The following is a 25,748-nucleotide window of genomic DNA, read 5'->3' as shown; positions in this document are numbered from 1 at the left end:
ACGACTTTCTCTGCCGGGAATGTAAGGCGACGGTCATGGATATGGGGGCGGGCGGCTTTGCGCTGAAGCTCTTCGGGAATCCGCGGCTGGTCGGGCCGGACGGGTCCGATCGCACGCCGCGTTTGAAGAAGGCGTTCTGCCTCCTTGCCTATCTTGCCCTGCAACCGAACGGCCAGGCTCGCCGCGAGCGTCTGATCGGGCTGTTCTGGGGCGATCGCGGCCAGGCCCAGGCACAGGGTTCGCTGCGTCATGCGCTGCTGGAGCTCCGGCAGAGTCTCGACGACCAGGCCGACGACCTGCTCACGGCCGACCGTCTCTCCGTGCGGCTCGATATACGTGCCCTGGCCGTGGACGCGTTGGAGATGGACCGCCTCCTGGCGGTCGGGGCCGTTGAGGCGGTGCTGCAGGCGAGTGCCGGCTGGGCGGGGGAGCTGTTCGATGGGGTCGGGTCGGCCGGCACGGCCTTCGACCATTGGTTGGCGGCCGAGCGCGCCTCCCGTCAGGCCACCATTCTCCGCGTGCTGGAGGAAGCCGTCACGGAGGCGGAGAGATCCGAGCGCGACCGGGATGTGGAGGCGCTCGCCCAGGCGCTGCTCCGCGTCGATCCGGCTCACGAGCGCGGGCACCGGGTCTTGATCGATCTGCATGCGCGCAAGGGGGCCGTCGGGGCCGCGCTCCGCCAGTTCGAGCAGTGCTGCAAGGCTCTCGCCCATGCGCTCGACATCGAACCCTCCGCCGAGCTCCGGTCGCATATCGACGCCCTCCGGCGTGGGGAGGCGTCGCCTTCGAGCCCGACACGGGCTATCCCGCACCGCACGCCCGTGGTGGCGGTGTTCGTCCAGCCCGCCATCGGGCCGCCGGAGCTGGTCCGCGACCTGTCGCAGCTTCTGGAGGACGAGCTCGTCACCGCGCTGTCCCGGTACCGGACCTTCTCGACCCGCCTGATCGCCTCGCCCGAGCAGGCGGCCGAGGCCGGTCCCTATCTGCTGCGGATCGGCCTCCGGCACGACGGAACCGCCTGCCGATACGGCCTGCGCCTGTGCGACACGGCGACGAACCTGCAGCATCTGGTCGAGGTGCTCGCCTTTCCCTCGGCCGCGGATCTCGCCTCGGTGCTGCCGGACCTGACGAGCTTCGCGCATCGGGTCGACCATGTGGTCCGGACGGCGCGCATCCCCCAGCTTGGTGAGACCGCAGAAGCGTATGACCTCTGGCTGGCCGGCGACCGGATGGTAGAGACGTTCAGCAGCGAGGCGTTCGACGCCGCCATACCGCTGCTGAACCGCGCGGCAGCGGCGGATCCGGGCTTTGCTCGCCCGCTGTCCGGCCTTGCCTCGATCGAGCTCTCGCGGCAGCAGCTGGTGCCCGGCTCGCGCTGCGACCCCGAGACCTTCGCGCACGCGACCCGGCTGGCCCGGGACGCCATCGCGATCGATCCATGGGACAGCCACGGCCATATCATCGCCGCCTGGGCCTATCTGCGCCAGCGCATGCCGGAGCAGGCGCGGCGCCATTTCGAGCAGGGACGCGCGCTGAACCCCGATGACCCGATGACTCTGATCGCCTGTGCCGAAGGGCTGGCGCATCTCGGCTCGATCGACGATGCGATCCGATGCGGCGAGCGCGCCCTTGAGATCCATCCGGCCCCGCCGCCCTATTTCTACTGGTACCTGGCCGTCGCCTGCACGCATGCCGGGGCTTACGAACGGGCGCTGACATTGACCCGGCTCGGCCCGGACACGGTTCCCGAGCTGGTCGCCTGGCGGGCGGTGGCCCTGGCCTCTTCGGGGCGCGCGACGGAGGCCAGATCGGCAGGCGAAGAATTCTTCCGGCGTCTCGGTCGGACCTGGGGAGGCGAGGAGCCGTTCACACGGGAACGCGCCCTCTGCTGGCTCGACGAGGTTGTGCTCATCCCCGACGAAGCCAGACGACGGCAGTTCGTCGATGCCGTCTCGCGGATCACCTCATCCCGAGACGGGCCGGTCTCCTACCGGCATCCGCAGAGGACGATGAACCCGATCCTCCTGAGGTAGTCCTCCTTCTCCTGCGGGGTCCTTGAAGGTGGTCTGGACCTGCGGGATGACGACGTTGATCACGTCATCGGTGTCGACGACCACGTTGATGCTCTTGCCGGCGACGGCCTTGGGATCGAGCCCCTTGGCGAGGTTGGGCTGCTGCAGGATGGATTTCGCGTTGAGGATGAAGTTGGCCAGATCGGTCGGGCTCGTCGCCGCCTTGAAGACCTCCTCGCCGACGGCGAGCAACTGGTCCCGGTTGCCCAGGTCGATCACGGAAAAATCGTGCGGGGTGGCGATTGGATCGAAGCGCGGCATGGTCGTTTCCCCTGGCGCTTGTCAAATGAGATGACGGTGCGGCAGTCTGCCGGAGATGGAAAGCTCTCCAATGGGATGCGCGGGCCATATTCGGAAGAGGCTGGCGGCCGGAGGCTATGCATCGGGATCTTCATCAGCCCGTCAATGCGCTGCGGGCGATCCGATAGACGCCGATCGGTTCGGCCATGTTCCTGAGCAGGCATCGTCCGAGGGCCTCGAAGCCTATCCCGGTCGTGTCGGCAACCTCGGCGACCACGGTCTCGGACAGGTAGACATCCCCGGGCTCGGCCAGCGCTTGGAGACGGGCGGCGACATTCAGAGGATGCCCGAACAGCTCGCCATCGACGGCGATGCTGTCGCCGGTGCTGATGCCCATGTGCAGGCGAAGGCTCCGGTCGATGCCGGCTCCCGCCGGCTCGGCGTTCACGCCGCGCTGAAGTGCGACGGCGCAGTTCACGGCGTCCACCGGGCGCGGGAACGCGATCAGCGCGCCGTCGCCCGCGGAGCTCACCAGCCGCCCCCGATGGGCGAGGACGGTCGGCAGGATGAAACGTCGCCGGAGCGCACACAGATCGAGCGCCGTGGCGAGGGCGTCGAGCTCGACGAGCCGGCTGAACCCCACGACATCCGCGACCAGGATGGTGAGGCGTCGCCGCTCGATTCTGGGAGCATGGCGCAAGCCGTGCCGATGGCTGTATGTCGCGCCTTCTGGTGGGGTTAGGGGCCTGCTGATCGATCTGGTCGTGTACAAGAGAACCTCCCTGTCTCGGCATTCCCCTTGTCTGGGGTGTTGACAGGAGTCTCTCCGGAACAGCGGCACGCTTCGTGTATCGACCGGCCGTTCAGCGTGAAAAATGCGTGAGCCGAGGGGCGAAGCGGTCAATCGCCTCGCCCCCGAAAGATCCCGCCCTCGCGATCCGCTTGGATTGTCATTCCGCCGGCATCGGCGGCGCGGCGGTGTTGCGATCAGCCGTGTTCTCAACGGACCTCGAGCGCCGTGCCGGATTGAGCCGTTCGAAGGCCGCTAGCCCGGCCTGCAGGACGCGCTCGAGATGGGTCGCCAGCCTCGGCCAGAAGCGGCGGTCGAAATGCGAGGCGAAGTCCCGGTTGATTCGCACGACGCGCCAATACGTCTCCTCCCAGTCGTGGTACGCCTCGGTCAGCTCGCGGCTCTGCTGATACGAGATGCGAAGCAGGGCGCAGTCGCACTCCGCTTCGATCCGGGCGCTGCCGCCCAGCGGGTCGAATATCACTCGATGGCCGCTGGGCTTGTGGCGCAGCAGCCCGCGGCGGAGATCGAATTCGGCCGGGGAGGTGCGCAGTGCGACGATCATCGGGCTCACATCGAGATATGCCATGTCGATCCTCCTGAAATGCCTCGCGGCGGTGGAGGTGCTCAACCCACGGGAGATGCCGCCAGCATCTCCCCAACGGCGACGACGGGTTGCCCCGCATCGCGAGGCCATGGTCCCGGCCGGATCGTTCGAAGACGGGTTTCGATCCCGGCTTGTGATGGGCTCGGCCGCTATAGCCCAGTCGCACCCGCCCCCCCGACACGGGCCGAAGCGATGATGCCGTGGATGAAAGATCTTGGATCTGGAGTCGTCCGAGTCAATCGGCTTCGACCGTCGACGAGAACCATCGAAATTGAAGTCCTTGAACAAAACACATTGCGGCCACGTCTAATACAGAAGATTGACATTTTCTGCTGCACGATTATGTGGTTCTGACCGCCGCCCTGACGGCGGCAGCTTCCGGATTCATGCGATGTCGACGATCACCTTTCCCGGCGGCCAGACCGCTCCCCGCCTTGCCCCGGCGATCAATCTCCGCGTCGCCGGCCTAGCCGGGTTGGTGCTGCTGGCCGGAGTGCTGCTGCTCTCTGCGGTGATCGATGCCCGCCAGGCGGCGCTCTACGCCCTCGGTGCGGCGCTCGGCGTGGTGCTTTATCACGCCGCCTTCGGCTTCACCTCGGCCTGGCGGGTGTTCATCGCCGACGGCCGCGGCGCCGGGCTGCGGGCGCAGATGGTGATGCTGGCGGTCGCCGTGCTGCTGTTCTTCCCGGCGCTGTCGGCCGGCACCCTGTTCGGCCAGCCGGTCAGCGGCAACGTCTCGCCGCTCGGCGTCTCGGTGGTGGTCGGCGCCTTCATCTTCGGCATCGGCATGCAGCTTGGCGGCGGCTGCGCCTCCGGCACGCTCTACGCGGTCGGCGGCGGATCCACGCGCATGGTGCTGACGCTGGCGTTCTTCATCGCCGGCTCGGCGATCGGCGCCGCCCATCTGCACTGGTGGGCGGCGCAGCCATCGCTGCCAGCCGTGTCGCTGGTCACCAGCCTAGGCCTGTGGCCGGCGCTGCTGCTGAACCTTGCCGTCTTCGCCGCCATCGCGGGCCTGACCGTGCTGCGCGAGCGACGCGTGCATGGCGCCCTGGTGGCGCCCGAGCCGCCGGCGACGCGCGGCTTGCAGCGGCTGCTGCGCGGCCCCTGGCCGCTGGTCTGGGGCGGCGTCGCCCTGGCGGTGCTGAACTTCGTCACCTTGGCCCTGGCCGGGCGGCCCTGGGGCATCACCTCGGCCTTCGCCCTCTGGGGCTCGAAGGCGGCGGCGCTGGTCGGCTTCGACCCGGCCAGCTGGCCTTACTGGTCGAAGCCGGCCAGTGCCGCGGCGCTGAACGGCAGCATCCTGTCGGACGTCACCTCGGTGATGGATATCGGCATCGTCGTCGGCGCGTTGCTGGCCGCCAGCCTGGCCGGGCGCTTCGCCCCAGTCTGGCGGATCCCGGGCCGACAGGTCGCCGCCGCAATCGTTGGCGGGCTGCTGCTCGGCTACGGCGCCCGCCTGGCCTATGGCTGCAACATCGGCGCCTATTTCTCCGGCATCGCCTCTGGCAGCCTGCATGGCTGGCTGTGGCTGGTCGCGGCCTTCTTCGGCAATGTCGCCGGCACGTATCTGCGGCCGGCCTTCGGGCTCGAGGTCGAGCGGACGCCGCGCCTGACCGGCTGCTGACGTCCGCTCTAGACCGCTACAGCACGAAGTCGCCCGCGACCAGGTGGACCGCCCCGGTCAGCAGGATGTGGAAGTCCGAGGTGCCATCACCGTCGACATCGCCGGCGATTGTCGTGGCGCTGGCGGAAGTGGAATAGCGCAGCTCGCCGGCATGGTGGGTGTAGAGGCCGGTGCCGATGAATCGGAAGGCCTGGTTGCCGGAGACGTCCACATTGGCGTCGATCCCCGACAGGTCGATGCGGTCGCCCTGGGCGTGACCGAAGTCGGTGATCCGGTCGGCGCCGGACCCGGTCGGGCTCTGCGCCGCGCTGCTGTAGACGAAGCGATCGGCCCCGGCGCCGCCGGTCAGCGTGTCCGTCCCGCCGGCCCCGGTGAGGGCGTCGTTGCCGTTCCAGCCCTGCAGCGCATTGGCCCGGCTGTTGCCGGTGAGGGTGTCGCTGCCCTGGCTGCCGGAGAGGTTCTCGATGCCGGAGAGGGTATCGCCCTGCGCTTCGCCGCCGCGGCCGGTGCCGGTGGTCAGGCTGACCGAGACCCTGATCGCGCTGCTGTAGTAGCTCGCCGTGTCGATGCCGGCGCCGCCCGTCAGCACATCGGCCCCGGCGCCCCCGCGCAGCACGTCGTTGCCGACGCGGCCCTCGAGCGTGTCGTTGCCGGCGAGGCCGTTGAGGGTGTCGTTGCCGGCCAGGCCGAGCAGTAAATCGCCCTTCTGCGAGCCGGTCTGGGTATCGTTGCCGGCGAACAGGCTGTTGGCCAGGCCGGTGAAATCGCCGTTGCTGATCTGCGAATAGGTGGTCGCGGCGCTGAGCGACGTGCCGGTGATGGTGGCGATGGCGACGCCGTCCTGGGACAGCACCAGCCCGGTCACGATGCCGGTGACCCCGAACAGCCCGACGCCGAGGCCGGCGCCGGTGAGGTCGATCGACACGCCGTCGAACTCGATATGCCCGGCGGTGGAGGTGAGGGAGGTCACCCGTGGATTGTCGAAATCCAGCTGCGCCAGGGCGTCGAACGAAAACCCGGCGCCGTTGATCCCGTTCGGCGCGTTCACCGTCAGCGTCGTCATCTGCAAACCCCTCCTGGCCCCGGCCATCCGGGGCTCTCGTTTCGAATACGGGGATATGCTAGCGAGACCGGTCAGGAATCGCCATCGTGATTGCTGCGATGCGGCAATTAAATCTTCATGATCCTGATTCAAAATCATAAATATTTTGCTGCAATGCAAAATTTAGATGATTTTAAATCTTCTGAACTCTGGCTCTGGTTCGGCAATCCTTCCTCGCGGAGACCGGCGATACGGCTGCTGACATCAGGCCGCGATCCTCGCTAGTCTGGCGGCCAAGGATCCAGATCACGGGCGGTACCACGATGAGCTCCGAGACGCAGACCTCCGCCAACCCGCTGCTCGCGGATTGGGACACGCCGTTCGGCAGTCCGCCTTGGGAGCGGATCACGGTCGAACACTTCCGCCCGGCCTTCGACGCCGCGCTGGCCGAGCATCTCCGCGAGATCGAGGCGATCGCCGGCGACCCGGCCGAGCCCAGCTTCGACAACACCGTCGCGGCGCTGGAGCGCAGCGGCCGGGCGCTGCGCCGGGTCGCCGCCGCCTTCTTCAACCTGACCTCGGCGCACAGCAGCGACGAGCTCGAGGCGGTGGAGCGCGACGTCGCGCCGCTGCTGGCCCGGCACCACAACGCGATCCAGCAGCACCCGGCGCTGTTCCTCCGGGTCGACGCGCTGTTCGCCCGTCGCGGCGAGCTGGGCCTGACGCCGGAGCAGGACCGGGTGCTGGAGCGCTATCATCTCAGCTTCACCCGCAGCGGCGCCGGGCTCGACGAGGCGGCGAAGCGCCGGCTGTCCGAGATCGTCGAGCGCCTGGCCACGCTCGGCACGCAGTTCGGCCAGAATGTGCTGGCCGACGAGAAGGCCTATGCCCTGGTGCTGGACGGCGAGGCCGACCTGGCCGGCCTGCCGCAGGAGCTGCGCGATGCCGCGGCGGCCGCTGCGGCCGACCGCGGCCAGCCGGGCAGATATGCGATCACGCTCGGCCGGTCCAGCGTCGAGCCGTTCCTGCAGTTCTCCGCCCGGCGCGACCTGCGCGAGACGGCGTTGAAGGCCTGGCTCGCCCGCGGCGAGGGCGCCGCCGCCGACAACCGGCCGATCATCGCGGAGACCGTGGCGCTGCGGGCGGAGCAGGCGCGGCTGCTGGGCTACCCCAGCTACGCCCATTTCCGCCTGGCCGACACCATGGCCAAGACGCCGGAGGCGGCGCTGGGCCTGCTGAACTCGGTCTGGGCGCCGGCCCGGTCCCGCGCTTTGCGCGAGCAGGAAAAGCTGCAGGCGCTGGTGGCGGAGGAGGGCGGCAATTTCGAGGTCGCCGCCTGGGACTGGCGCTACTACGCCGAGCAGCAGCGCAAGCGGGAATTCGACCTCGACGAGAGCGAGCTCAAGCCCTACCTGCAGCTCGAGCGCATCATCGAGGCGGCCTTCGACACGGCGCATCGCCTGTTCGGCCTGTCCTTCAAGGAGCAGAAGGACGTGCCGGTGTGGCACCCCGACGTCCGGGCCTGGGAGGTGACCGGCCGGGACGGCCGCTTCATCGGCCTGTTCTACGGCGACTATTTCGCCCGGCCGTCGAAGCGCAGCGGCGCCTGGATGGAGGCGATCCGCGAGCAGGAGAATTTCGACGGCGAGGTGCGCCCGATCGTCGTCAACGTCATGAACTTCGTCAAGGCGGCGGAGGGCACGCCGAGCCTGCTCAGCTTCGACGACGCCCGCACCCTGTTCCACGAGTTCGGCCACGCTTTGCACGGGCTGATGTCCGACCTGACCTACCCGGCCATCGCCGGCACCAATGTGGCGCGCGACTTCGTCGAATTCCCGTCGCAGCTGTACGAGCATTGGCTGGAGCGGCCGGAGATCCTGCGCCGCCACGCGCTGCACTACCGCACCGGCGAGCCGATGCCGGAGGAACTGCTGCAGCGGGTGCTGGCGGCGCGCACCTTCAACCAGGGCTTCTCCACCGTCGAGTTCATCTCCTCGGCCCTGGTCGATCTCGACTTCCACGCCGCGGGCGCCGATGCGTCCGACCCGGCAGCGTTCGAGCGTGCGACGCTGCAGCGGATCGGCATGCCGTCGGCGATCGTGATGCGGCACCGGCCGCCGCATTTCCAGCACGTCTTCGCCGGCAGCGGCTATTCCGCCGGCTATTACAGCTATCTGTGGTCGGAGGTGCTGGACGCCGACGGCTTCGGCGCCTTCGAGGAGGCGGGCGACATCTTCGACCCGGCGGTGTCAGGCCGGCTGGCGGAGTTCGTCTATTCCGCCGGCTACCGCCGCGATCCGGCCGAGGCCTACCGCGCCTTCCGCGGCCGTCCGCCGGAGCCGGCGGCGCTGCTGAAGAAGCGCGGCCTGGCCGACGCCGCTTAAGCCTTATTTCGTCATGGCGAGCCCCGAAGGGGCGTGGCCATCCAGGGCCGCTCGCATCGGCCCCTGGATGGCCACGGCGCTGCGCGCCTCGCCATGACGATTCATTTCAGGCCTGCTCCTCCGCCCAAATCGCATCCAAGCCTTCCCGATAGCTCGGATAGGCGAGGTGCACTCCGAGCTCATCGATGATGCGGTCGATCTTCAGCCGTTTGCACTCGGAGTAGAACTCGCGGCCGAGCGGCGACAGGCCGGCCTGCTCGAACGGCACCAGCGGCGGCGGGTCGATGCCGAGCAGCTTGGCGGCATGCTCGATCGGGTCGTTCGGGCTGGACGGGTGGCCGTCGGCGACGTTGTAGACCGCGCCCGGACCGGGCTGGCGCATCGACGCCATCAGCACCGAGCCGATGTCGTCAACATGGATCCGGTTGAACACTTGGCCAGGCTTGTCGATGCGGCGGGCCCGGCCGTGCCGCAGCTGGTCGAGCGCGCTGCGGCCGGGCCCGTAGATCCCGGCCAGGCGGAACACCTGCACCGCCACGCCGGTGTCCTGGAACGCCGCGAACCAGGCGCGCTCCGCCTCCAGCCGCTTCCAGCCGCGCGGCGAGCCGGGGGTCGGATCGGCGCTTTCGTCGATCCAGGCGCCGCCATGGTCGCCATAGACGGCCGGGGTCGAGAGATAGCCGGCCCAACGCAGCGCCGGCAGTGCCCGCAGCGCCTCCGCCAGCGCCGGCACCGTCGGGTCGCCCGATTCCTCCGGCGAGATCGACTGGATCAGATGCGTGGTCCCGGCCAGGGCGGCGGAGTCGAGCGGCTGGTCCGGGCCGAAGGCATGGGTGTCGAATCCCTCGTCCTGCAGCCGCTCCAGGCGGTCGGCGTCGCGGGTGGTGCCGGCGACCTGCCAGCCGAGGTCGCGCAGCCGCCGCGCCAGCCGGGTCATGCTGTAGCCGAGGCCGAAGACGAAGAGCCTTCCGGGTCGCAGATCGTGCATGAGATGTCGCGTCGCCTGTTGCTTTCCAGGGCAACGCTATAGCAATGTGCCGGCCGGGACGTCGACGGTGCGTCCCGCGACGCCCCCGGAATGCTCGAAGCAACGGGGTTCCATCGGACGGATAGATCCAAGCGATATCCGCGCGTGCCGCCCACCGTCCGCTGCCGGTCCCTCGGGTCCGGCCGTGCCGGCATGGCGTGGAGCCAGGAGGCATGATGGCGGGCAAGCTGGGCGTGATGATCTGCGGCCATGGCAGCCGGGACCAGGGAGCCGTGGACGAGTTCGCCGCCGTGTCGCTGCAGCTGCGCCGCCGCCTGCCGCATTACGAGGTCGACTACGGCTATCTCGAATTCGCCCGGCCGATCATCCGCGACGGGCTGGACCGGCTGCGCGCCAAGGGCGTGACCGAGGTGCTGGCGATCCCGGGCATGCTGTTCGCCGCCGGCCACGCCAAGAACGACATCCCTTCGGTGCTGAACACCTACCAGGCGCAGCATCCTGGCCTGACCATCCGCTACGGCCGCGAGCTGGGCATCGACGTGAAGATGCTGCGCGCCGCCGGCGAGCGGGTGCAGGAGGCGGTGGAGATCGCCGATGGCCGGCGTGAGGATGGGCCGATCGCGCGCCACGAGACCATGCTGGTGGTGGTCGGCCGCGGCGCCTCGGACCCCGACGCCAACTCCAACGTCGCCAAGGTCATGCGGATGCTGTGGGAGGGCATCGGCTTCGGCTGGGGCGAGACTGCCTATTCCGGCGTCACCTTCCCGCTGGTCGAGCCGGCGCTGGAGCACGCGGCGAAGCTGGGCTACCGCCGCATCGTCGTGTTCCCGTATTTCCTGTTCACCGGAATCCTGGTCGACCGGATCTACGACGCCACCGACGCCGTCGCCGCCCGCCATCCGGGCATCGAATTCGTCAAGGCGCGCTACCTGAACGACCACCCGCTGGTGCTGCAGACGCTGGAGGAGCGGATCGCCGAGATCCTCGACGGCACCGGCAACATGAACTGCCAGATGTGCAAGTACCGGATGCAGGTGCTGGGCTTCGAGGCCGAGGTCGGCCTGCCGCAGGAAAGCCATCACCACCACGTCGAGGGCATCGGCGGCGGGGCGGCGCATGAGCACCACGACCACGGCCACGATCACCACCATGGCCATGGGCACGATCATCACCACCATGGCGATCACGACCATCCTCATGGCGACGGTCACCATCATCACGACCATTCGCACGGCCACGGTCATGAGCATGGCCACGACCATCCGCACAGCCACGATCACGGCCACCACCATCATCCCTATCCCCATGCCGATCACCCGCTGGGGCCGAAGAGTCTGAAGAAGGCCGGGTGAGGGGCGGGATGGCGCACGCCTATCTCCGCGACCCGGAGGCGATCTACCGGCAGTCCTTCGCCACCATCCGGGCCGAGGCGCGGCTGGAGCGGTTTCCGCCGGACGTCGCTGGGCTCGCGGTCCGGGTGGCGCATGCCTGCGGCATGGTCGAGGTGGTGGACGACCTGCTCTTCACCCCCGACGTCGCCGCGCGCGGCCGGGCGGCCCTGGTGGCCGGCGCGCCGGTGCTGGTCGATTGCCGCATGGTCGAGGTCGGCATCATCCGCACGCGCCTGCCGGCGGAGAATGAGGTGGTGTCGCTGATCGGCGACCCGTCGCTGCCGGAGCTGGCCCGCCGTCTCGGCACCACCCGTTCGGCGGCGATGGTCGAGCTGTGGCGCGACCGGCTGGAGGATGCGGTGGTGGTGATCGGCAACGCCCCGACCGCCCTGTTCCGGCTGCTGGAGCTGCTGGAGGAGGGGGCGCCGCAGCCCGCCGCCATCCTGGGCTTCCCGGTCGGCTTCGTCGGCGCCGCCGAATCGAAGGCGGCGCTGGCCGCAAGCGACGTGCCGTTCCTGACCCTGCCGGGCCGGCGCGGCGGCAGCGCCATGGCCTCGGCTGCGGTCAACGCCCTGGCGCGGGAGGGCATCTGATGGCCGCGCCCTGGCTCAGCGTCATCGGCATCGGCGAGGACGGGCTGGACGGCCTGTCACCGGCGGCCCGTGCGCTCTATGACGGCGCCGAGATCGTGGTCGGCGGCAAGCGGCACCTGGCGATGGTGCCGGAGGACGGCCGCCGCCGCATCCCCTGGCCGCCCCAGCTCGTGGCCCTGGTGCCGGAGATCGAGGCGCTGCGCGGCCGCCGGGTCTGCGTCCTGGCCAGCGGCGACCCGATGTGCTTCGGCGTCGGCGTCACCCTGTCGCGCCGCATCCCGATCGCCGAGATGGTGGTGCTGCCGGCGCCCTCGGCCTTCAGCCTGGCCTGCGCCCGGCTCGGCTGGCCGCTGGTCGAGGCCCGCATGGTGACGCTGCACGGCCGGCCGCTGGAGCTGGTGGTGCCGCACCTCCAGCCCGGCGCCAGGATCCTGGTGCTCAGCGCCGACCGCACCACCCCAGCGCTTCTGGCCGACCTTCTGCGCCGCACCGGCTGGGGCCGCAGCGGCTTCGCCGTGCTGGAGCGGATGGGCGGGGAGGGCGAGCGCACCACCCGGGCCACCGCCGCGGAGTGGGGCGATCGCGAGGTCGACGATCTCAACACCATCGCCATCGACTGCGTCGCCGGGCCGGAGACGCGGGTGCTGCCGGCCGTGCCCGGCCTGCCGGATGACGCCTTCGCCCATGACGGCCAGCTGACCAAGCGCGAGGTCCGGGCCATCACCCTCGCGGCGCTGGCGCCGTCGCCCGGCCAGCTGCTGTGGGATGTCGGTGCCGGAAGCGGCTCGATCGCCATTGAATGGATGCGCAGCGACCCGCGCTGCCGGGCCGTGGCGGTCGAGCGCGACGACGGCCGCCTGGCCCTGATCGCCCAGAACGCGGCGGCGCTGGGCACGCCCTTCCTCAAAGTGGTGCGCGGCGAGGCGCCGGGCGCGCTGGCAGGCGATCTGCCGCGGCCGGACGCGGTGTTCATCGGCGGCGGCATCACTACCGAAGGATTGGTCGAGTCCTGCTGGTCTGCGCTGCCGCCGGGCGGCCGGCTGGTCGCCAATGTGGTGACGGCGGAAGGCGAGGCGGTGGTGATCGGCCACCAGTCCCGGCTCGGCGGCGCCCTGTCCCGCATCGCCGTGTCGCGGGCCGAGCCAATCGGCGGCTATCACGGCTGGCGCCCGCTGATGCCGGTGACGCAATGGGCCGTCACGAAGCCGTGGGGAGCGAGTTGATGATTCTCTCCGGCTGCTTCGAAATCGGAGCCGAGCCCAACGAGTCCCCCCTCCCCCTGCGGGAGGGGGGTAGGGGGAGGGGGTTCTCTCGGTTTGCCCAGGCGGCGAGTTCTGGCGCATCGGAGATGCGGCGAGTCGGATTCCTTGCTCATTCGCGCGCGGACGCGCGCAGACCCCTCCCCCTATCCCCCTCCCGCAAGGGGCAGGGCTATCGCATGTGTGTAAAGAGTTCGAAGAAGAATTCTTTGCTCCATTTTGCGCGGCGCATTTTGCTGGCGAGAGGCTTGTCGAGGGGATGGGTCCGCAAGATGTTGTGGGCGAGCCGGCGGATGATGGCCAGGTTCTCCGGGCCGTTGTTCTTGCGGGTGCGGGCATCGTCCTCGTCGAAGACGACGTCGAGGGTCCAGTGGAGCTGGTTCTCGATAGTCCAGTGGGTGCGCACGACTTGGGCAAGCCGACGCACGGACAGAAGTTTCGACAGGGCGATGTATCGCACCGCCCGTTTGACCTTGCCGTCGCCGCCGGTGCGCTCGGCCTCGATGCGGCCGATCGCCTTGAGCCCGGGGAAGGACGGCGGATCGGCCAGCCGGTGGACCGGCAGCACCGATACCCGCCGCCATTCGGACCGCCCATGCGCCCGCTCCCGGGTCTCGAAGAAGGCGAGATCGCCGGCAGCCGCGAATGCCGCCTCGGCCGCGGCAAACAGCGGTCCGTGGTTGCCCTTCAGCCCCAGGGCATACTGCGCCTTGGCCGCCAGCACCGCTTTGGCCATGGCCGGATGGCAGTGCAGGGCATCGGCCGTCACCGTGCAGCCCTTCAGCGTCAAGCCTTTCAGAAGGTCGAGGGTGGCCTTCACCTCCGAGCCGCCCGGCGCCCGCGCCGCGGCCACCGCCAGCCGCGTCTCGCTGTCCCACACACTCACCATCAAGGGCGGCAGATGGGCCTTGCCCTTCTCGTATCCACGCCGCAGCGTCTTGCCGTCGATCGCCACCACCCCCTGCGGCGGCGGCAGCCCGAGCCCGCGCCGCAGCGCCGTCATGAAGGCCGCAAAGGCCCGCGACAGCTCCGCCGGATCGAGCAGCCGGAACACCCGGCTGAAGGTGTCGTGGCTCGGCACCCCATGCTCGAGCACCAGGATCTCCCTCAGCTCGTCTTCCCGACCCTCGCCGAACTCGGCGATCTCCACGCAACTCTTCGCCCCGCACAACGTCGCCGCCAGCGCCACGAACAACAGCTCCGCCAGATCGTGCCGGGCGTTCGCATCGCGCGGATCGCGAACCTCGCGCAGGATTGTAATCAGCGACGACATCGGGCCTCCTCCGCAAGAGAAAGCCTCTACAGAATCGATCCCTCTTCCTCCCGCAACTCCCTCCTTCATTCAAATGCGATTCCCCTGCCGCAAGGGGAGGGGGGACAAGGAAGGAGTAAGCCTGTGTGAGACTTCACGGGACGTCGGAAGCGCAAAGGAATTCGGCGCAACTGATCTGCCCCGGAGGAGGTCCGCATGACCGGCACCCTCTACGGCCTCGGCGTCGGGCCGGGCGATCCGGAGCTGGTCACGCTGAAGGCGCTGCGGCTGCTGCGGGCCGCGCCGGTCCTCGCCTATCCGGCGCCGGATGTCGGCGACAGCTTCGCCCGCTCGATCGTGGCGCCGCATCTGCAGGGCGGCCAGACCGAGATCGCCATCCGCGTGCCGATGCGGGTCGACCCGGCCCCGGCTCAGGCAGTCTACGACGCCGCGGCCATCGAGATCGGCGCCCATCTCGATTCCGGCCGCGACGTGGCGGTGCTGTGCGAGGGCGACCCGTTCTTCTACGGCTCCTTCATGTACCTGTTCGGCCGGCTGGCGGAGCGCCACCGGGTCGAGGTGGTGCCCGGCGTCTCCTCGCTGACCGCCTGCGCCGCCGCCATCGGCCTGCCCCTGGCCGCCCGCAACGACGTGCTGACGGTGCTGCCGGCGCCGCTGCCGGAGGACGAACTGCGGCCAAGGCTGCAGGCCGCCGAGGCCGTGGCGATCATGAAGCTCAGTCGACACTTCAAGAAGATATCACAATTGCTTGAAGAGAATGGATTGTATGACGATGCGCGCTACGTCGAGCGGGCCACGCTGGGCCATCAGCGCGTGCTGAAGCTGAGCGAGGTTGACCCCGAGACCGTGCCCTATTTCTCGATGATCCTGGCGCATCGGCGCGGGGCGGCGTGGCGATGACGGCGCTGATCACCTTGACCGCGGGCGGGCTTGCCACCGCGCAACGCCTCAAGCCGCTGCTGCCGGGGGCGACGATCCATGCGCCGTCCTGCCGCGTCACCGGCCCCGACATCGCCTTCGGCAAGCTGGCCGACCATCTGCGCACCCTGTTCGCGGCGGGCGAGCCGATCATCGGCCTCTGCGCCGCCGGCGCGCTGATCCGCATCCTGGCGCCGCTGCTGTCCGACAAGCGCAGCGAGCCGCCGGTCCTGGCGGTGGCGGAGGACGGCAGCGCCGTGGTGCCGCTGCTCGGCGGCCATCACGGCGCCAACGACCTGGCCCGGCAGGTGGCGCAGGCGCTCGGCATCGCCCCGGCCATCACCACCGCCGGAGACCTGCGCTTCGGCGTCGCGCTGGACGACCCGCCACCCGGCTGGCGGCTGTCGGACTCCAGCGATTACAAGAGCTTCGCCGCCGATCTTCTGGCCGGCGAGACCGTCCGCCTCGACGGCGACCTGCCCTGGCTGGCGGAGGCCGGCCTGCCGCTCGACCCCACCGCGCGCAAGACGATCGCCGCCAACACCCGGGTCCTGCCGGCCGATCCGGACAGGCTCGTGTTCCACCCGGCGGTGCTGGCAGTCGGCGTCGGCTGCGAGCGCGGCGCCGAGGCGGCGGAGATCGAGGCGCTGATCCGCGACACCCTCGCCGCGGCCGGGCTGGCCCTGGAGGCCGTGGCGGCCCTGATCTCGGTCGACCTCAAGGCCGACGAGGCCGGGCTGCAGGCGGCGGCCCGGGCGCTCGGCCTGCCGCTGCGGGTGTTCGATCCGGCGACGCTGGAGGCCGAGACGCCGCGCCTGGCCAACCCGTCCGAACTGGTGTTCCGCGAGATCGGCTGCCATGGCGTGGCCGAGGCGGCGGCGCTGGCCGCGGCCGGTCCGCAAGGCCGCCTCGTCGTCGAGAAGCACAAGTCGCGCCGCGCCACCTGCGCAGTGGCCGAGACGCCGGCGATCCTCGACCCCGACCGGATCGGCCGCAAGCGCGGCACGCTGGCGCTGATCGGCATGGGCCCGGGCCGGGCCGACTGGCGGGCGCCGGAGGCCGACCGGCGCATCGCCGCCGCCACCGACCTGGTCGGCTACAGCCTCTATATCGACCTGCTCGGCCCGGCCGCTTCCGGCAAGGCGCGGCACGACTACAAGCTCGGGGAGGAGGAACTGCGGGTGCGCGCGGCCCTGGACCTGGCGGCGGAGGGGCGGGACGTCGCCCTGATCTGCTCCGGCGACGCCGGCATCTACGCCATGGGCAGCCTGCTGTGGGAGCTGATCGAGCGCGGCGGCCGGCCGGACTGGCGGCGGGTCGAGGTCACCACCGTGCCCGGAATCTCGGCGATGCAGGCGGCCGCGTCCCGGATCGGTGCGCCGCTGGGCCATGATTTCTGCGCCATCTCGTTGTCCGACCTGATGACGCCCTGGCCGGCGATCGAGCGGCGGATCGCGGCGGCGGCGCAGGGCGATTTCGTGGTCGCCTTCTACAATCCGGTGTCGCAGCGCCGCCGCTTCCAGCTGGCGCGGGCCTGCGAGATCCTGCTGGCGCATCGGCCGGCGGCGACGCCTGTGGTGCTGGGCCGCAATCTCGGCCGCGACGGCGAGACCCTGACCGTGACCACGCTCGGCGCGCTGACCGTCGAGATGGTCGACATGCTGACTCTGGTGCTGGTCGGTTCCTCGGAGAGCCGGGCGCTGGTGCTCGGCGACGGCAGCCCGCGCGTCTACACGCCGCGCGGCTATGGCGACAAGCCGGAGGCGCAACGGGCATGAGGGGCTTCCAGCGATCCCTTCTTACTTCTGTCATTGCCGGGCTTGACCCGGCAATCCAGGGACCACCGAGAGCGGCTCTTGCCGCCCTGGATGCCCGGGTCAAGCCCGGGCATGACAAGAAGGGTGGGCCCAAGGCAATTCTCCAGGACGCGCACTCATGACCGTGCATTTCATCGGCGCCGGCCCCGGCGACCCGGACCTGCTGACCTTGCGGGGGCGCGACCTGATCGCCCGCTGCCCGGTCTGCCTCTATGCCGGCTCGCTGGTGCCGGAGGCGGTGGTGGCGCATGCGCCGGCGGAGGCGCGGGTGGTCGACACCGCGCCGCTGCACCTCGACCAGATCATCGCCGAGATCGAGGCCGCCCATGCCGAAGGTCAGGACGTCGCCCGGGTGCATTCCGGCGACCCGTCGCTGTACGGCGCGATCGCCGAGCAGATCCGCCGGCTGAAGGCGCTGGGCATCCCCTACACCATCACCCCCGGCGTGCCGGCTTTCGCGGCGGCTGCCGCGGCCCTGGGCACCGAGCTGACCCTGCCGGACGTCAGCCAGACCGTGATCCTGACCCGGACCACGATGAAGGCCTCAGCCATGCCGCCGGGCGAAGAGCTGGAGACGCTCGGCCGATCCGGCGCGACGCTGGCGATCCACCTCTCGATCCGCAACATCCCGGCGGTGCGGCGGGCGCTGGAGCCGCATTACGGCGCCGGCTGCCCGGTGGTGGTGGTCTACCGCGTCACCTGGCCGGACCAGCAGATCATCCGCGGCACCCTGGCCGATATCGGCGCCAAGGTGCGCGCGGCGAAGATCACCCGCACCGCGCTGATCCTGGTCGGCCGCGTGCTGGGCGACGATACCGAATTCACCGACAGCGCCCTCTACGATCCGGCGCATGTCCATGTGCTGCGCCCGAAGCGCGGCACGAAAGTTGCCTCGGTATGAAACGGATTGCCCCCCTTTTGTCATTGCCGGGCTTGACCCGGCAATCCAGAGGCCACCGAGAGCTGTTCGGGCCGCCCTGGATGCCCGGGTCAAGCCCGGGCATGACAGGAGTGGGGATTGCCTTGATGTCTGCATCCTGACCCTGGAGACCCTCGATGAAACTCGCCAAGACCCTTGCCCTGACCGCCCTGGCGACGCTGCTGCCGGTGGCGGCCTATGCCCATCCGGGGCATGACGTGGTCGGCTTCTCGGCCGGCTTCGCGCACCCGTTCTCGGGCCTCGACCACATCCTCGCCATGGTCGCGGTCGGCATCTGGGCCGGCCAGGTCGGCGGCCGCTACATCTGGCAGGCGCCGCTGGCCTTCCTGACCCTGATGGCGGTCGGCGGCATCGCCGGCATCCAGGACCTCGGCCTGCCGATGGTGGAACTCGGCATCGCCGGGTCGATCGTCGTCTTCGGCGCGCTGATCGCGCTGGCGGTGCGGCCGGTGGCCTGGGTCGGCATGGCGGTGACCGGGGTCTTCGCCGTGTTCCACGGCTACGCCCATGGCGCCGAGATGCACCCGGATTCCTCGGCCGTGACCTACGGACTCGGCTTCATTGCCGCGACCGCGATCCTGCACGGCATCGGCATCGGCGCGGCGCTGGGCCTGAACCGGCTGCGCTTCGCCCCGGTGGAGCGCGCGCTCGGTGCGGCCATCGCCGTGGCCGGCGTGGTCATCGCGGCCGGCTGAGCCAGTCGAGCGCCCCGGCGATGTCGGCCACGGCCCCAGTGGCGTCCGACATCGCCGGGGGCGCCGGGCGCCGGATCATGAGCACGGGGATAGCCGCCTCGCGCGCCCCCGCCAGCTTCGCCGCCGTGGCGTCGCCGCCGGCATTCTTGGCGACGATGGCGCGGATGCCGTGCCGGTCGATCAGCGCACGCTCGCCGTGCAGCGTGAACGGCCCGCGCTCACTCAGCAGCAGGCAGTCCGGCGGCAAGTCCTGCGCCGCCGGCGCCTCGATCGAGCGCAGCACGAAGCGCAGATCCGGGCAGCGTTGGAAGGGCGCCACCTCCTGCCGGCCCAGGGTCAGCAGCACGGCCGAGCCGGCCGGCAGCGCTGCCACCAGCCAGTCGGCCGCCGCGCCGGCATCGGCGACATCGATCCAACGGTCGCCCGGCGCCGGAGACCAGGCCGGGCGCTCGATCCGCAGCAGTGGCAGGCCGAGCCGGGCGCAGGCCGCCGCGGCGTTGGCGGACATCGTCGCGGCGAAGGGGTGGGTGGCGTCGATCACCCGGTCGATTCGTTCCGCGCGCAGATACGCCGCCAGCCCGTCGGCACCGCCGAAGCCGCCGATCCGCACCGCCCCGGGTAGCGCCGCCGGCGTCCGGGTGCGGCCGGCCAGCGAGGTGGTGACCGCCCAGTCCCCGGCCTCTGCCAGGGCCCGGGCCAGCGCCGACGCCTCGCCGGTGCCGCCGAGGATCAGCAGCCGCCTACCAGCCATCGGCGGCCCCCACCAGCCCGCCTTGGTGGTCGAACACCAGGATCTCGACTGCGACGCCGCTGCCCTCGACGACGCCCTGCGCCGTCGCCTGGGCCCGCCGGGCGACGAGGTCGGCCAAGGCGATGCCGGCGCCGGAGGCCAGGTCCAGCACCTGCTTGGCGGTGTTGGCCCGCCGTGCCTGCTCGACCATGCCGGCCGTGGCGCCGGCCTCGGCCAGCCGGTCGGCCAGCCAGTCGAAATCGACCTCGCTGCGGCCGGAATGGAGATCGAGGAACCCTTGCGCCAGCTTGGTCAGCTTGCCGAAGCCGCCGCCGATGGTCAGACGCGGGATCGGGTGCGCCTTCAGGTACTTCAGCAGCCCGCCGGCGAAGTCGCCCATGTCGAGCAGCGCCATGTCCGGCAGGCCGTAGCGGGCGACGACCGCGGCCTCGGAGGTCGCCCCGGTGCAGCCGGCGACATGGGGCAGGCCCAGCGCCCGGGCGACATCGATGCCGCGATGGATCGAATGGATCCAGGCGGAGCAGGAGAACGGCACGACCACGCCGGTGGTGCCCAGCACCGACAGTCCGCCGACGATGCCGAGCCGCGGGTTCCAGGTCTTCTGCGCCAGCCTCTCGCCGTCCGGGATCGAGATCTCGATCACCATGTCGCCGGGGTCGCCGTGCTCGGCGGCGATCCGGGCCACGGCCTCGGTCATCATCCGCCGCGGCACCGGGTTGATCGCCGGCTCGCCGGGCGGAATCGGCAGGCCGGGCAGGGTGACGGTGCCGACTCCCGGGCCGGCCTTGAAGGTGACACCCGATCCGGCCGCGCCGCGCCGCACCTCGGCGATCACCAACGCGCCATGGGTCACGTCGGGGTCGTCACCGGCATCCTTGATGATGCCGGCACGGGCCCAGCCGTCGCCGCGGCCTTCCAGCGCCAGGGCGAAGGCCGGAGTCTCGCCGCGCGGCAGGGTGATCGCCACCGGGTCCGGGAAGCGGCCCGTCAGCAGCGCGGTATAGGCGGCGGCGGTCGCGGCGGTGGCGCAGGCGCCGGTGGTCCAGCCGCGCCGCAGCGGTCCCTCAGGTTTACGGGCCATACGGGTTTCGATACAGGATGCATCGCAACCTGCCTAGCGGCGTCGCCGCATGGCTTCTAAGGTTCCGCTGATGGTTGATCTTCCCTTGTCCTTTCCAGAATTCCAGCCCGGTTGGGTCTGGCTGGTCGGTGCCGGCCCCGGCGATCCCGGCCTCCTGACCCTGCACGCGCTGCACGCGCTGCGCTCGGCCGATGTCGTGGTCTACGACGCGCTGGTGTCCGACGCGATCATCGGCCTGGCCGCGCCGGGCGTGGAGCTGGAATTCGCCGGCAAGCGCGGCGGCAAACCGTCGCCGAAGCAGCCCGACATCACCGCCAAGCTGATCCAGCTGGCCCGCGCCGGCAAGCGCGTCCTGCGCCTGAAGGGCGGCGACCCCTTCGTCTTCGGCCGCGGCGGGGAGGAGGGGCTGGCCCTGGTCGAGGCCGGCATCCCGTTCCGCATCGTTCCCGGCATCACCGCGGGCGTGGGCGGCCCGGCCTATGCCGGCATCCCGGTGACCCATCGCGACACCAACCACGCCGTCACCTTCCTGACCGGCCATGATGCTAGCGGCGACGTCACCGCCGGCGTCGCCTGGGACGCCATCGCCCGCGGCTCGCCGGTGATCGTGGTCTATATGGCGATCAAGCACATCGCCCGGATCGCCGCGCATCTGATCGAGGGCGGCCGCTCTCCCGCCGAGCCGGTGGCGGTGATCAGCCGGGCGACGACGCCGCAGCAGCGGGTGCTGGAGACCACGCTGGCCAAGGCGGCGGAGGATGTGGTGGCCCAGGGCATGGAGGCGCCGGCGGTGGTGGTGGTCGGCGAGGTGGTGCGGCTGCGCTCGGCGCTCGACTGGCTGGGCGCGATCGAGGGCAAGGCTCTGACTCCGGACCCGCTCGGCACCCGCTCGAAAGGCGAGGCGGCCTCCTAGCCATGCCTGCTCCCGCCCTGATGATCGCGGCGCCGGCCTCCGGCAGCGGCAAGACGGTGGTGACGCTCGGCCTGCTGCGCCATCTGCGCGACCGCGGCATGGCGGTCGCCTCGGCCAAGTCCGGGCCGGACTACATCGACCCCGCCTTCCACGCCGCAGCCAGCGGCCTGCCCTGCGCCAACCTCGACGCCTGGGCGATGCGGCCGGAGACGCTCGATGCGCTGGCGGCGCGGCAGGCCGAGGGCGCCGATCTCCTGATCGTCGAGGCGGCGATGGGGCTGTTCGATGGCGCGCCCGGCCCCGGATCGGTCGGCGACGGCTCGGCCGCCGACCTCGCCGCCCGCTTCGGCTGGCCGGTGGTGCTGGTGCTGGATGCCGGCGGCCAGGGGCTTTCGGCCGCCGCGGTGCTGGCCGGGTTCAAGAGCTTCCGCGAGGACGTCCGGATCGCCGGCGTCATCTTCAACCGGGTTGGCAGCCCCCGGCACGAGGCGATCCTGCGCCGCGCCGCGGCCCATGCCGGACTGCCGGTGCTCGGCCTGGTGCCGCGGCTGCCGGCCCTGGCGCTGCCCTCCCGCCATCTCGGCCTGGTCCAGGCCGGCGAGCATGCGGGATTGGAAGCGTTCTTGGCCGCGGCCGGAGAGGCGGTCGGGGCCGGGGTGGATGTGGAGGCGCTGACACGCATTCCCCATACTGTCATGCCCGGGCTTGACCCGGGCATCCAGGGCGGCTCGTTGTGGCCCCTGGATCGCCGGGTCAAGCCCGGCGATGACAAGAGGGAAACGGGGGCGCTCATCATCCCACCCCTCGGCCAGCGCATCGCCGTGGCGAAGGACACCGCCTTCGCCTTCGCCTATCCGCATCTCCTGGCGGCCTGGCGCGAGGCGGGGGCGGAGATCCTGCCGTTCTCGCCGCTGGCCGACGCGGCGCCGGATCCGTCCGCCGATGCGGTCTACCTGCCCGGCGGCTATCCCGAGCTCCAGGCCGGCCGGCTGGCGGGCAATCGCCGCTTCCTCGACGGGCTGCGCGCGGCGGCGGGGCAGGGCCGGGCGGTCTATGGCGAATGCGGCGGCTACATGGTGCTCGGCACCGGCCTTACCGATGCCGAGGGGCACCGCCACGCCATGGCCGGGCTGCTGCCGGTCGAGACCTCCTTCGCCGAGCGCAGGCTGCATCTGGGCTACCGCCGCGCCGCGCTGGCCGCCGCGACACCGCTCGGCGCCGCTGGCACTCTGTGGCGCGGCCACGAGTTCCACTACGCCTCGATCCTGTCCGAAGGACCGGGCGAGGCGCTGTTCGAGGCCTGGGATTCGGAGGGCGCGCCGCTCGGCCGCCTCGGCCGTCGCGCCGGCTCGGTCTTCGGCTCCTTCTTCCACCTGATCGACCGGGCATGAGCATGGTTCCGCATGGCGGCGATCTGGCCGCGGCCGAGGTTCGCTGGGGCCGCCCCGCCGAGGGCTGGCTCGACCTCTCCACCGGCATCAACCCGGTGCCCTATCCGATCCCGGCGATCGACCCCGCCGCATGGCAACGGCTGCCGCAGCACGACCGGCTGCGGCAACTGCTGGAGACCGCGCGGTCCTGCTACGGCGTCCCGGCGGACGCACCGGTCGTCGCCGCGCCGGGCACTCAGATCCTGATCCAGCTGCTGCCGCGGCTGCGCCCCAGAGCCAGGGTGGCGATCCTCGGCCCGACCTATGGCGAGCACGCCGCCTGCTGGGCCGCCGAGGGCGCGGCAGTGGCGACCGTCGGCTCGCTCGAGGAGGCCGCGGCTGCCGAGGTCGTGGTACTGGTCAACCCGAACAACCCGGACGGCCGCATCGTCGATTCCCGGCGCCTGCTGGCCCTGGCCGACACACTGGCGGCGCGTGGCGGCCTGCTGGTGGTCGATGAGGCCTTCGCCGAGGTCACGCCGGGCGCGAGTGTCGCGTCCGAGGCCGGACACCCCGGGCTTTTGATTCTCCGATCGTTCGGTAAATTCTTCGGCCTGGCCGGCATCCGCCTCGGCTTTGCCCTGGGCGCGGCGGCCGAGATCGAGCGGCTGGCGCGGTGGCTCGGTCCCTGGGCGGTGCCGGGCCCGGCGATCGAGATCGGCATCGCGGCCTTGTCGGACCGCTGGCAGGACGAGACCCGGACGCGGCTTTTGGCAGCTGCCAAAAGGCTCACCGATCTGCTCACAGCCCATGGCTTCGCCGATCGTGGCGGCACCGACCTGTTCCGGCTGGTGGAGCACCCGCAGGCCGCAAAAGTCTGGGACCGGCTCGGCCGCGCCGGTATCCTGGTCCGGCCCTTCCCGGAGCGGCCGACGCTGCTGCGCTTCGGCCTGCCCGGCGACGAGGCCGATTTCGCCCGGCTCGCCGCCGCGCTCGGCTAGGAGTCCGCCTCGGGCCGTGGCCAGGCGTTGCGGGCCCAGTTGCCGACATAGCAGGCCAGGACCAGCGAGACGCCGGTGCCGATCCAGGTCGACTGGCCCTGCAGGTGGAACCAGATGACGAAGACGGCGAGCCCGGCCGAGGCCGCAAACAGGAACAGCGCGGGCAGGCGGCTGCCGACCCGGATGTCGGCGGAGGCGGACATCTCGGCGCCCGGGCCGGTCAGCCGCGTCGTCCGGCGCGGTTCGCTCTCCTGCAGCTCGACCGTCACCCGGCCTTTTCGGGCCCTGGCCGTGCGGCGGCCGCGGTCCGAGGTGAGCGAGACCAGGATCATCGACCCGACCATCGCCGCCACCGCCCAGTCGAAGGCGATCACCATCACCAGCGCGGTCGACGGGCGATGCTCGGTCCACCAGAGGTGCCGCGCCAGCAGGAACAGCAGGATCGCGCCGACCGTGAACATGCCGCCGACCAGCAGCATCGCGGAGGGCATGCGGGGTTTCGTTCGCTTCGGCATGCTGCGACCATAGTCTTGCCGGCCGCCGGCGCAACCCGAAGCAAATCTGTTTTAACCTTAAAGCATTTCATGATTAGATGGATGCAATCGCTTCCGCCCGACGGAGGCGCGTGAAAGACTGGCGGCGCGATCGGCGGCCCACCGCCGGCGCGACGGAAAAACGGGGGAGAGCATCATGGCGAGACGCATTCCGGCCCTGCTGGCGGCCGCACTGCTGGCGACGGTGTCGTTCGCGGCGCAGGCCGAGGAGGGCAAGCTCAAGGTCGGCTTCATGGCCACGCTCTCCGGCCCGCCGGCGGCGCTGGGGCAGCACATGCGCGACGGCTTCCAGCTCGGGATCAAGGAGCTGGGCGGCACGCTCGGCGGCCTGCCGACCGAGGTGGTGGTCGAGGATGACGAGCTGAAGCCCGACATCGCCGTCAACAAGGTCCGCAAGCTGCTGGAAAGCGACCAGGTCGACATCGTCGTCGGCGTCGTCTTCTCCAACGTCATGATGGCGATCGCCAAGCCGGTGACCGACGCCGAGAAGATCCTGATCAGCCCGAATGCCGGGCCGTCGCCGCTGGCCGGCAAGGGCTGCAGCCCGTACTTCTTCTCAGTGTCCTACCAGAACGACCAGAACCACGAGGTCATGGGCAAGTACGCTCAGGACAAGGGCTGGGCCAAGGTGGCGCTGATCGCCCCGAACTACCAGGCCGGCAAGGACGCGCTGGCCGGCTTCAAGCGCCACTACAAGGGCGAGGTGGCCGAGGAGATCTACACCCAGGTCAACCAGCAGGATTTCTCGGCCGAGCTGGCGAAGATCGCGGCGGCCGAGCCACAGGCGGTGTTCGTGTTCATGCCCGGCGGCTCCGGCGTCAACCTGGTGCGGCAGTACCGCCAGGCCGGCCTGGCCGAGCGCATCCCGTTCCTGTCCGCCTTCACCGTCGACGAAACCACGCTGCCGGCCACCAAGGACGCGGCGCTCGGCCTGTTCGCCGGGGCGCAATGGGCGCCGAACCTCGACAACCCCGCCAACAAGGCCTTCGTCGCCGCCTTCGAGAAGGAATATGGCTACGCCCCGGCGCTGTACGCCGCCAACGGCTATGACGCGGCCAAGCTGATCGACGCCGCCATCCGCCAGGCCGGCGGCAAGACCGACGCGGAGACGCTGAAGACCGCCATCCGCGACGCCAAATGGACCAGCGTCCGCGGCGATTTCGCCTGGAACAAGAACAACTTCCCGATCCAGGACTTCTACCTGACCGAGGTGGTGAAGCGCGACGACGGCAAGATCGTCACCAGCCGGGTCGAGACCGTCTTCCCGCATTACGGCGACGCCTACGCCGACCAGTGCAAGATGGATTGATCGGGTCGGCGCGCTTTCCATGACCCCGCTGTTTCCCCCGCCGTCATTGCGAGGAGGCGAAGCCGACGAAGCAATCCATGTCTCCGCTCATGCGGCCCTGGATTGCTTCGCTGCGCTCGCAATGACGGTTTTG

23 protein-coding genes are annotated in these 25,748 nt (G+C 70.5%); 14 read left to right on the top strand and 9 right to left on the bottom strand.

The annotated features are described in order from the left end of the window. Window positions 1-35: 35 nt before the first annotated feature. Complete coding sequence (locus QFZ27_RS27280; RefSeq protein WP_429229609.1) at window positions 36-2,033, top strand: AfsR/SARP family transcriptional regulator; 1,998 nt, start codon at window positions 36-38, stop codon at window positions 2,031-2,033. On the opposite strand, the gene QFZ27_RS27275 is transcribed toward QFZ27_RS27280, so the two are convergent. From QFZ27_RS27275 to QFZ27_RS27265, 3 genes are all read right to left on the bottom strand, one after another. Next, entirely contained in the window at window positions 1,965-2,333 is a 369-nt protein-coding gene (locus QFZ27_RS27275) for a hypothetical protein (RefSeq protein ID WP_429229608.1), read from the bottom strand. The two genes, QFZ27_RS27280 and QFZ27_RS27275, sit on opposite strands and share 69 nt — an antisense overlap. 133 nt (window positions 2,334-2,466) lie before the next feature. Beyond that, window positions 2,467-3,084, bottom strand: a complete 618-nt coding sequence (locus QFZ27_RS27270) for an adenylate/guanylate cyclase domain-containing protein (RefSeq protein ID WP_429229607.1) — start codon at window positions 3,082-3,084, stop codon at window positions 2,467-2,469. 178 nt (window positions 3,085-3,262) lie between these two features. Then, entirely contained in the window at window positions 3,263-3,667 is a 405-nt protein-coding gene (locus QFZ27_RS27265) for a hypothetical protein (RefSeq protein ID WP_429229606.1), read from the bottom strand. 433 nt (window positions 3,668-4,100) lie between these two features. Here QFZ27_RS27265 and QFZ27_RS27260 point away from each other — a divergent pair, with 433 nt between their 5' ends. After that, on the top strand, window positions 4,101-5,336 hold the full coding sequence (locus tag QFZ27_RS27260; RefSeq protein ID WP_429229605.1) for a YeeE/YedE family protein: 1,236 nt from the start codon (window positions 4,101-4,103) through the stop codon (window positions 5,334-5,336). 16 nt (window positions 5,337-5,352) lie between these two features. On the opposite strand, the gene QFZ27_RS27255 is transcribed toward QFZ27_RS27260, so the two are convergent. After that, entirely contained in the window at window positions 5,353-6,399 is a 1,047-nt protein-coding gene (locus QFZ27_RS27255) for a calcium-binding protein (RefSeq protein ID WP_429229604.1), read from the bottom strand. A gap of 302 nt (window positions 6,400-6,701) precedes the next feature. Here QFZ27_RS27255 and QFZ27_RS27250 point away from each other — a divergent pair, with 302 nt between their 5' ends. Further along, entirely contained in the window at window positions 6,702-8,762 is a 2,061-nt protein-coding gene (locus QFZ27_RS27250; protein WP_429229603.1) for a M3 family metallopeptidase, read from the top strand. A 106-nt stretch (window positions 8,763-8,868) separates the two neighbouring features. On the opposite strand, the gene QFZ27_RS27245 is transcribed toward QFZ27_RS27250, so the two are convergent. Further along, on the bottom strand, window positions 8,869-9,750 hold the full coding sequence (locus QFZ27_RS27245) for an SDR family oxidoreductase (protein ID WP_429229602.1): 882 nt from the start codon (window positions 9,748-9,750) through the stop codon (window positions 8,869-8,871). 212 nt (window positions 9,751-9,962) lie between these two features. Between QFZ27_RS27245 and QFZ27_RS27240 the strand changes: the two genes are divergently transcribed. From QFZ27_RS27240 to cbiE, 3 genes are read left to right on the top strand one after another with little or no spacing between them, the layout of a single operon-like run. Beyond that, window positions 9,963-11,102: a sirohydrochlorin chelatase gene (locus QFZ27_RS27240; RefSeq protein WP_429229601.1), complete on the top strand. Its 1,140-nt coding sequence runs from the start codon at window positions 9,963-9,965 to the stop codon at window positions 11,100-11,102. 8 nt (window positions 11,103-11,110) lie between these two features. Further along, entirely contained in the window at window positions 11,111-11,734 is a 624-nt protein-coding gene (locus QFZ27_RS27235; protein ID WP_429229600.1) for a precorrin-8X methylmutase, read from the top strand. Continuing rightward, entirely contained in the window at window positions 11,734-12,957 is a 1,224-nt protein-coding gene (cbiE, locus tag QFZ27_RS27230) for a precorrin-6y C5,15-methyltransferase (decarboxylating) subunit CbiE (protein WP_429229599.1), read from the top strand. Before QFZ27_RS27235 ends, cbiE begins: the two co-directional genes overlap by 1 nt. Window positions 12,958-13,165: 208 nt before the next feature. Here cbiE and QFZ27_RS27225 read toward each other — a convergent pair whose 3' ends face one another. Further along, window positions 13,166-14,266: an ISAs1 family transposase gene (locus tag QFZ27_RS27225; RefSeq protein WP_429229598.1), complete on the bottom strand. Its 1,101-nt coding sequence runs from the start codon at window positions 14,264-14,266 to the stop codon at window positions 13,166-13,168. A 195-nt stretch (window positions 14,267-14,461) separates the two neighbouring features. On the opposite strand from QFZ27_RS27225, the gene cobI reads away from it, so the two are divergent. The 4 genes from cobI to QFZ27_RS27205 all read left to right on the top strand — a co-directional run bounded on the left by cobI (window position 14,462) and on the right by QFZ27_RS27205 (window position 18,636). Next, window positions 14,462-15,166: a precorrin-2 C(20)-methyltransferase gene (gene cobI / locus QFZ27_RS27220; RefSeq protein ID WP_429229597.1), complete on the top strand. Its 705-nt coding sequence runs from the start codon at window positions 14,462-14,464 to the stop codon at window positions 15,164-15,166. Continuing rightward, window positions 15,163-16,962 carry a precorrin-3B C(17)-methyltransferase gene (gene cobJ, locus QFZ27_RS27215; protein ID WP_429229596.1) on the top strand — a complete coding sequence of 600 codons (1,800 nt, stop codon included), beginning with the start codon at window positions 15,163-15,165 and terminating at the stop codon, window positions 16,960-16,962. Before cobI ends, cobJ begins: the two co-directional genes overlap by 4 nt. A gap of 157 nt (window positions 16,963-17,119) precedes the next feature. Further along, entirely contained in the window at window positions 17,120-17,902 is a 783-nt protein-coding gene (gene cobM, locus QFZ27_RS27210; RefSeq protein WP_429229595.1) for a precorrin-4 C(11)-methyltransferase, read from the top strand. A 155-nt stretch (window positions 17,903-18,057) separates the two neighbouring features. Beyond that, complete coding sequence (locus QFZ27_RS27205) at window positions 18,058-18,636, top strand: HupE/UreJ family protein (protein WP_429229594.1); 579 nt, start codon at window positions 18,058-18,060, stop codon at window positions 18,634-18,636. Here the strand turns inward: QFZ27_RS27205 and QFZ27_RS27200 are convergent. Together QFZ27_RS27200 and QFZ27_RS27195 are read right to left on the bottom strand one after the other, a co-directional pair. After that, a complete protein-coding gene (locus QFZ27_RS27200) occupies window positions 18,620-19,387 on the bottom strand; it encodes a cobalt-precorrin-6A reductase (protein WP_429229593.1) in 768 nt (255 codons plus the stop codon). The genes QFZ27_RS27205 and QFZ27_RS27200 overlap by 17 nt on opposite strands. Then, window positions 19,377-20,468, bottom strand: coding sequence for a cobalt-precorrin-5B (C(1))-methyltransferase (locus QFZ27_RS27195; protein WP_429229592.1), 1,092 nt, complete (start codon window positions 20,466-20,468; stop codon window positions 19,377-19,379). Before QFZ27_RS27195 ends, QFZ27_RS27200 begins: the two co-directional genes overlap by 11 nt. A gap of 70 nt (window positions 20,469-20,538) precedes the next feature. Here QFZ27_RS27195 and cobA point away from each other — a divergent pair, with 70 nt between their 5' ends. Genes cobA through cobD form a run of 3 tightly spaced genes read left to right on the top strand, consistent with a single transcriptional unit; the run spans window position 20,539 to window position 23,752 of the window. Continuing rightward, window positions 20,539-21,381 (top strand): uroporphyrinogen-III C-methyltransferase, encoded by an 843-nt coding sequence (cobA, locus tag QFZ27_RS27190; protein WP_429229591.1) that lies wholly within the window; start codon window positions 20,539-20,541, stop codon window positions 21,379-21,381. Window positions 21,382-21,383: 2 nt separating this feature from the next. Beyond that, window positions 21,384-22,772 carry a cobyrinic acid a,c-diamide synthase CobB gene (locus QFZ27_RS27185; RefSeq protein WP_429229590.1) on the top strand — a complete coding sequence of 463 codons (1,389 nt, stop codon included), beginning with the start codon at window positions 21,384-21,386 and terminating at the stop codon, window positions 22,770-22,772. After that, entirely contained in the window at window positions 22,769-23,752 is a 984-nt protein-coding gene (gene cobD / locus QFZ27_RS27180) for a threonine-phosphate decarboxylase CobD (RefSeq protein WP_429229589.1), read from the top strand. The genes QFZ27_RS27185 and cobD overlap by 4 nt, the downstream gene beginning before the upstream one ends. On the opposite strand, the gene QFZ27_RS27175 is transcribed toward cobD, so the two are convergent. Then, window positions 23,749-24,243 carry a hypothetical protein gene (locus QFZ27_RS27175; protein WP_429229588.1) on the bottom strand — a complete coding sequence of 165 codons (495 nt, stop codon included), beginning with the start codon at window positions 24,241-24,243 and terminating at the stop codon, window positions 23,749-23,751. The two genes, cobD and QFZ27_RS27175, sit on opposite strands and share 4 nt — an antisense overlap. Before the next feature lie 199 nt (window positions 24,244-24,442). Here QFZ27_RS27175 and QFZ27_RS27170 point away from each other — a divergent pair, with 199 nt between their 5' ends. Then, window positions 24,443-25,615 carry an ABC transporter substrate-binding protein gene (locus QFZ27_RS27170; RefSeq protein WP_429229587.1) on the top strand — a complete coding sequence of 391 codons (1,173 nt, stop codon included), beginning with the start codon at window positions 24,443-24,445 and terminating at the stop codon, window positions 25,613-25,615. Window positions 25,616-25,748: the final 133 nt, after the last annotated feature.

It is taken from the genome of Inquilinus ginsengisoli, assembly GCF_050434925.1.
Classification (GTDB): domain Bacteria; phylum Pseudomonadota; class Alphaproteobacteria; order DSM-16000; family Inquilinaceae; genus Inquilinus; species Inquilinus ginsengisoli_B.
Note: the sequence above shows the minus strand (reverse complement) of the source record. Positions and strands in the feature narration are given on the sequence as shown.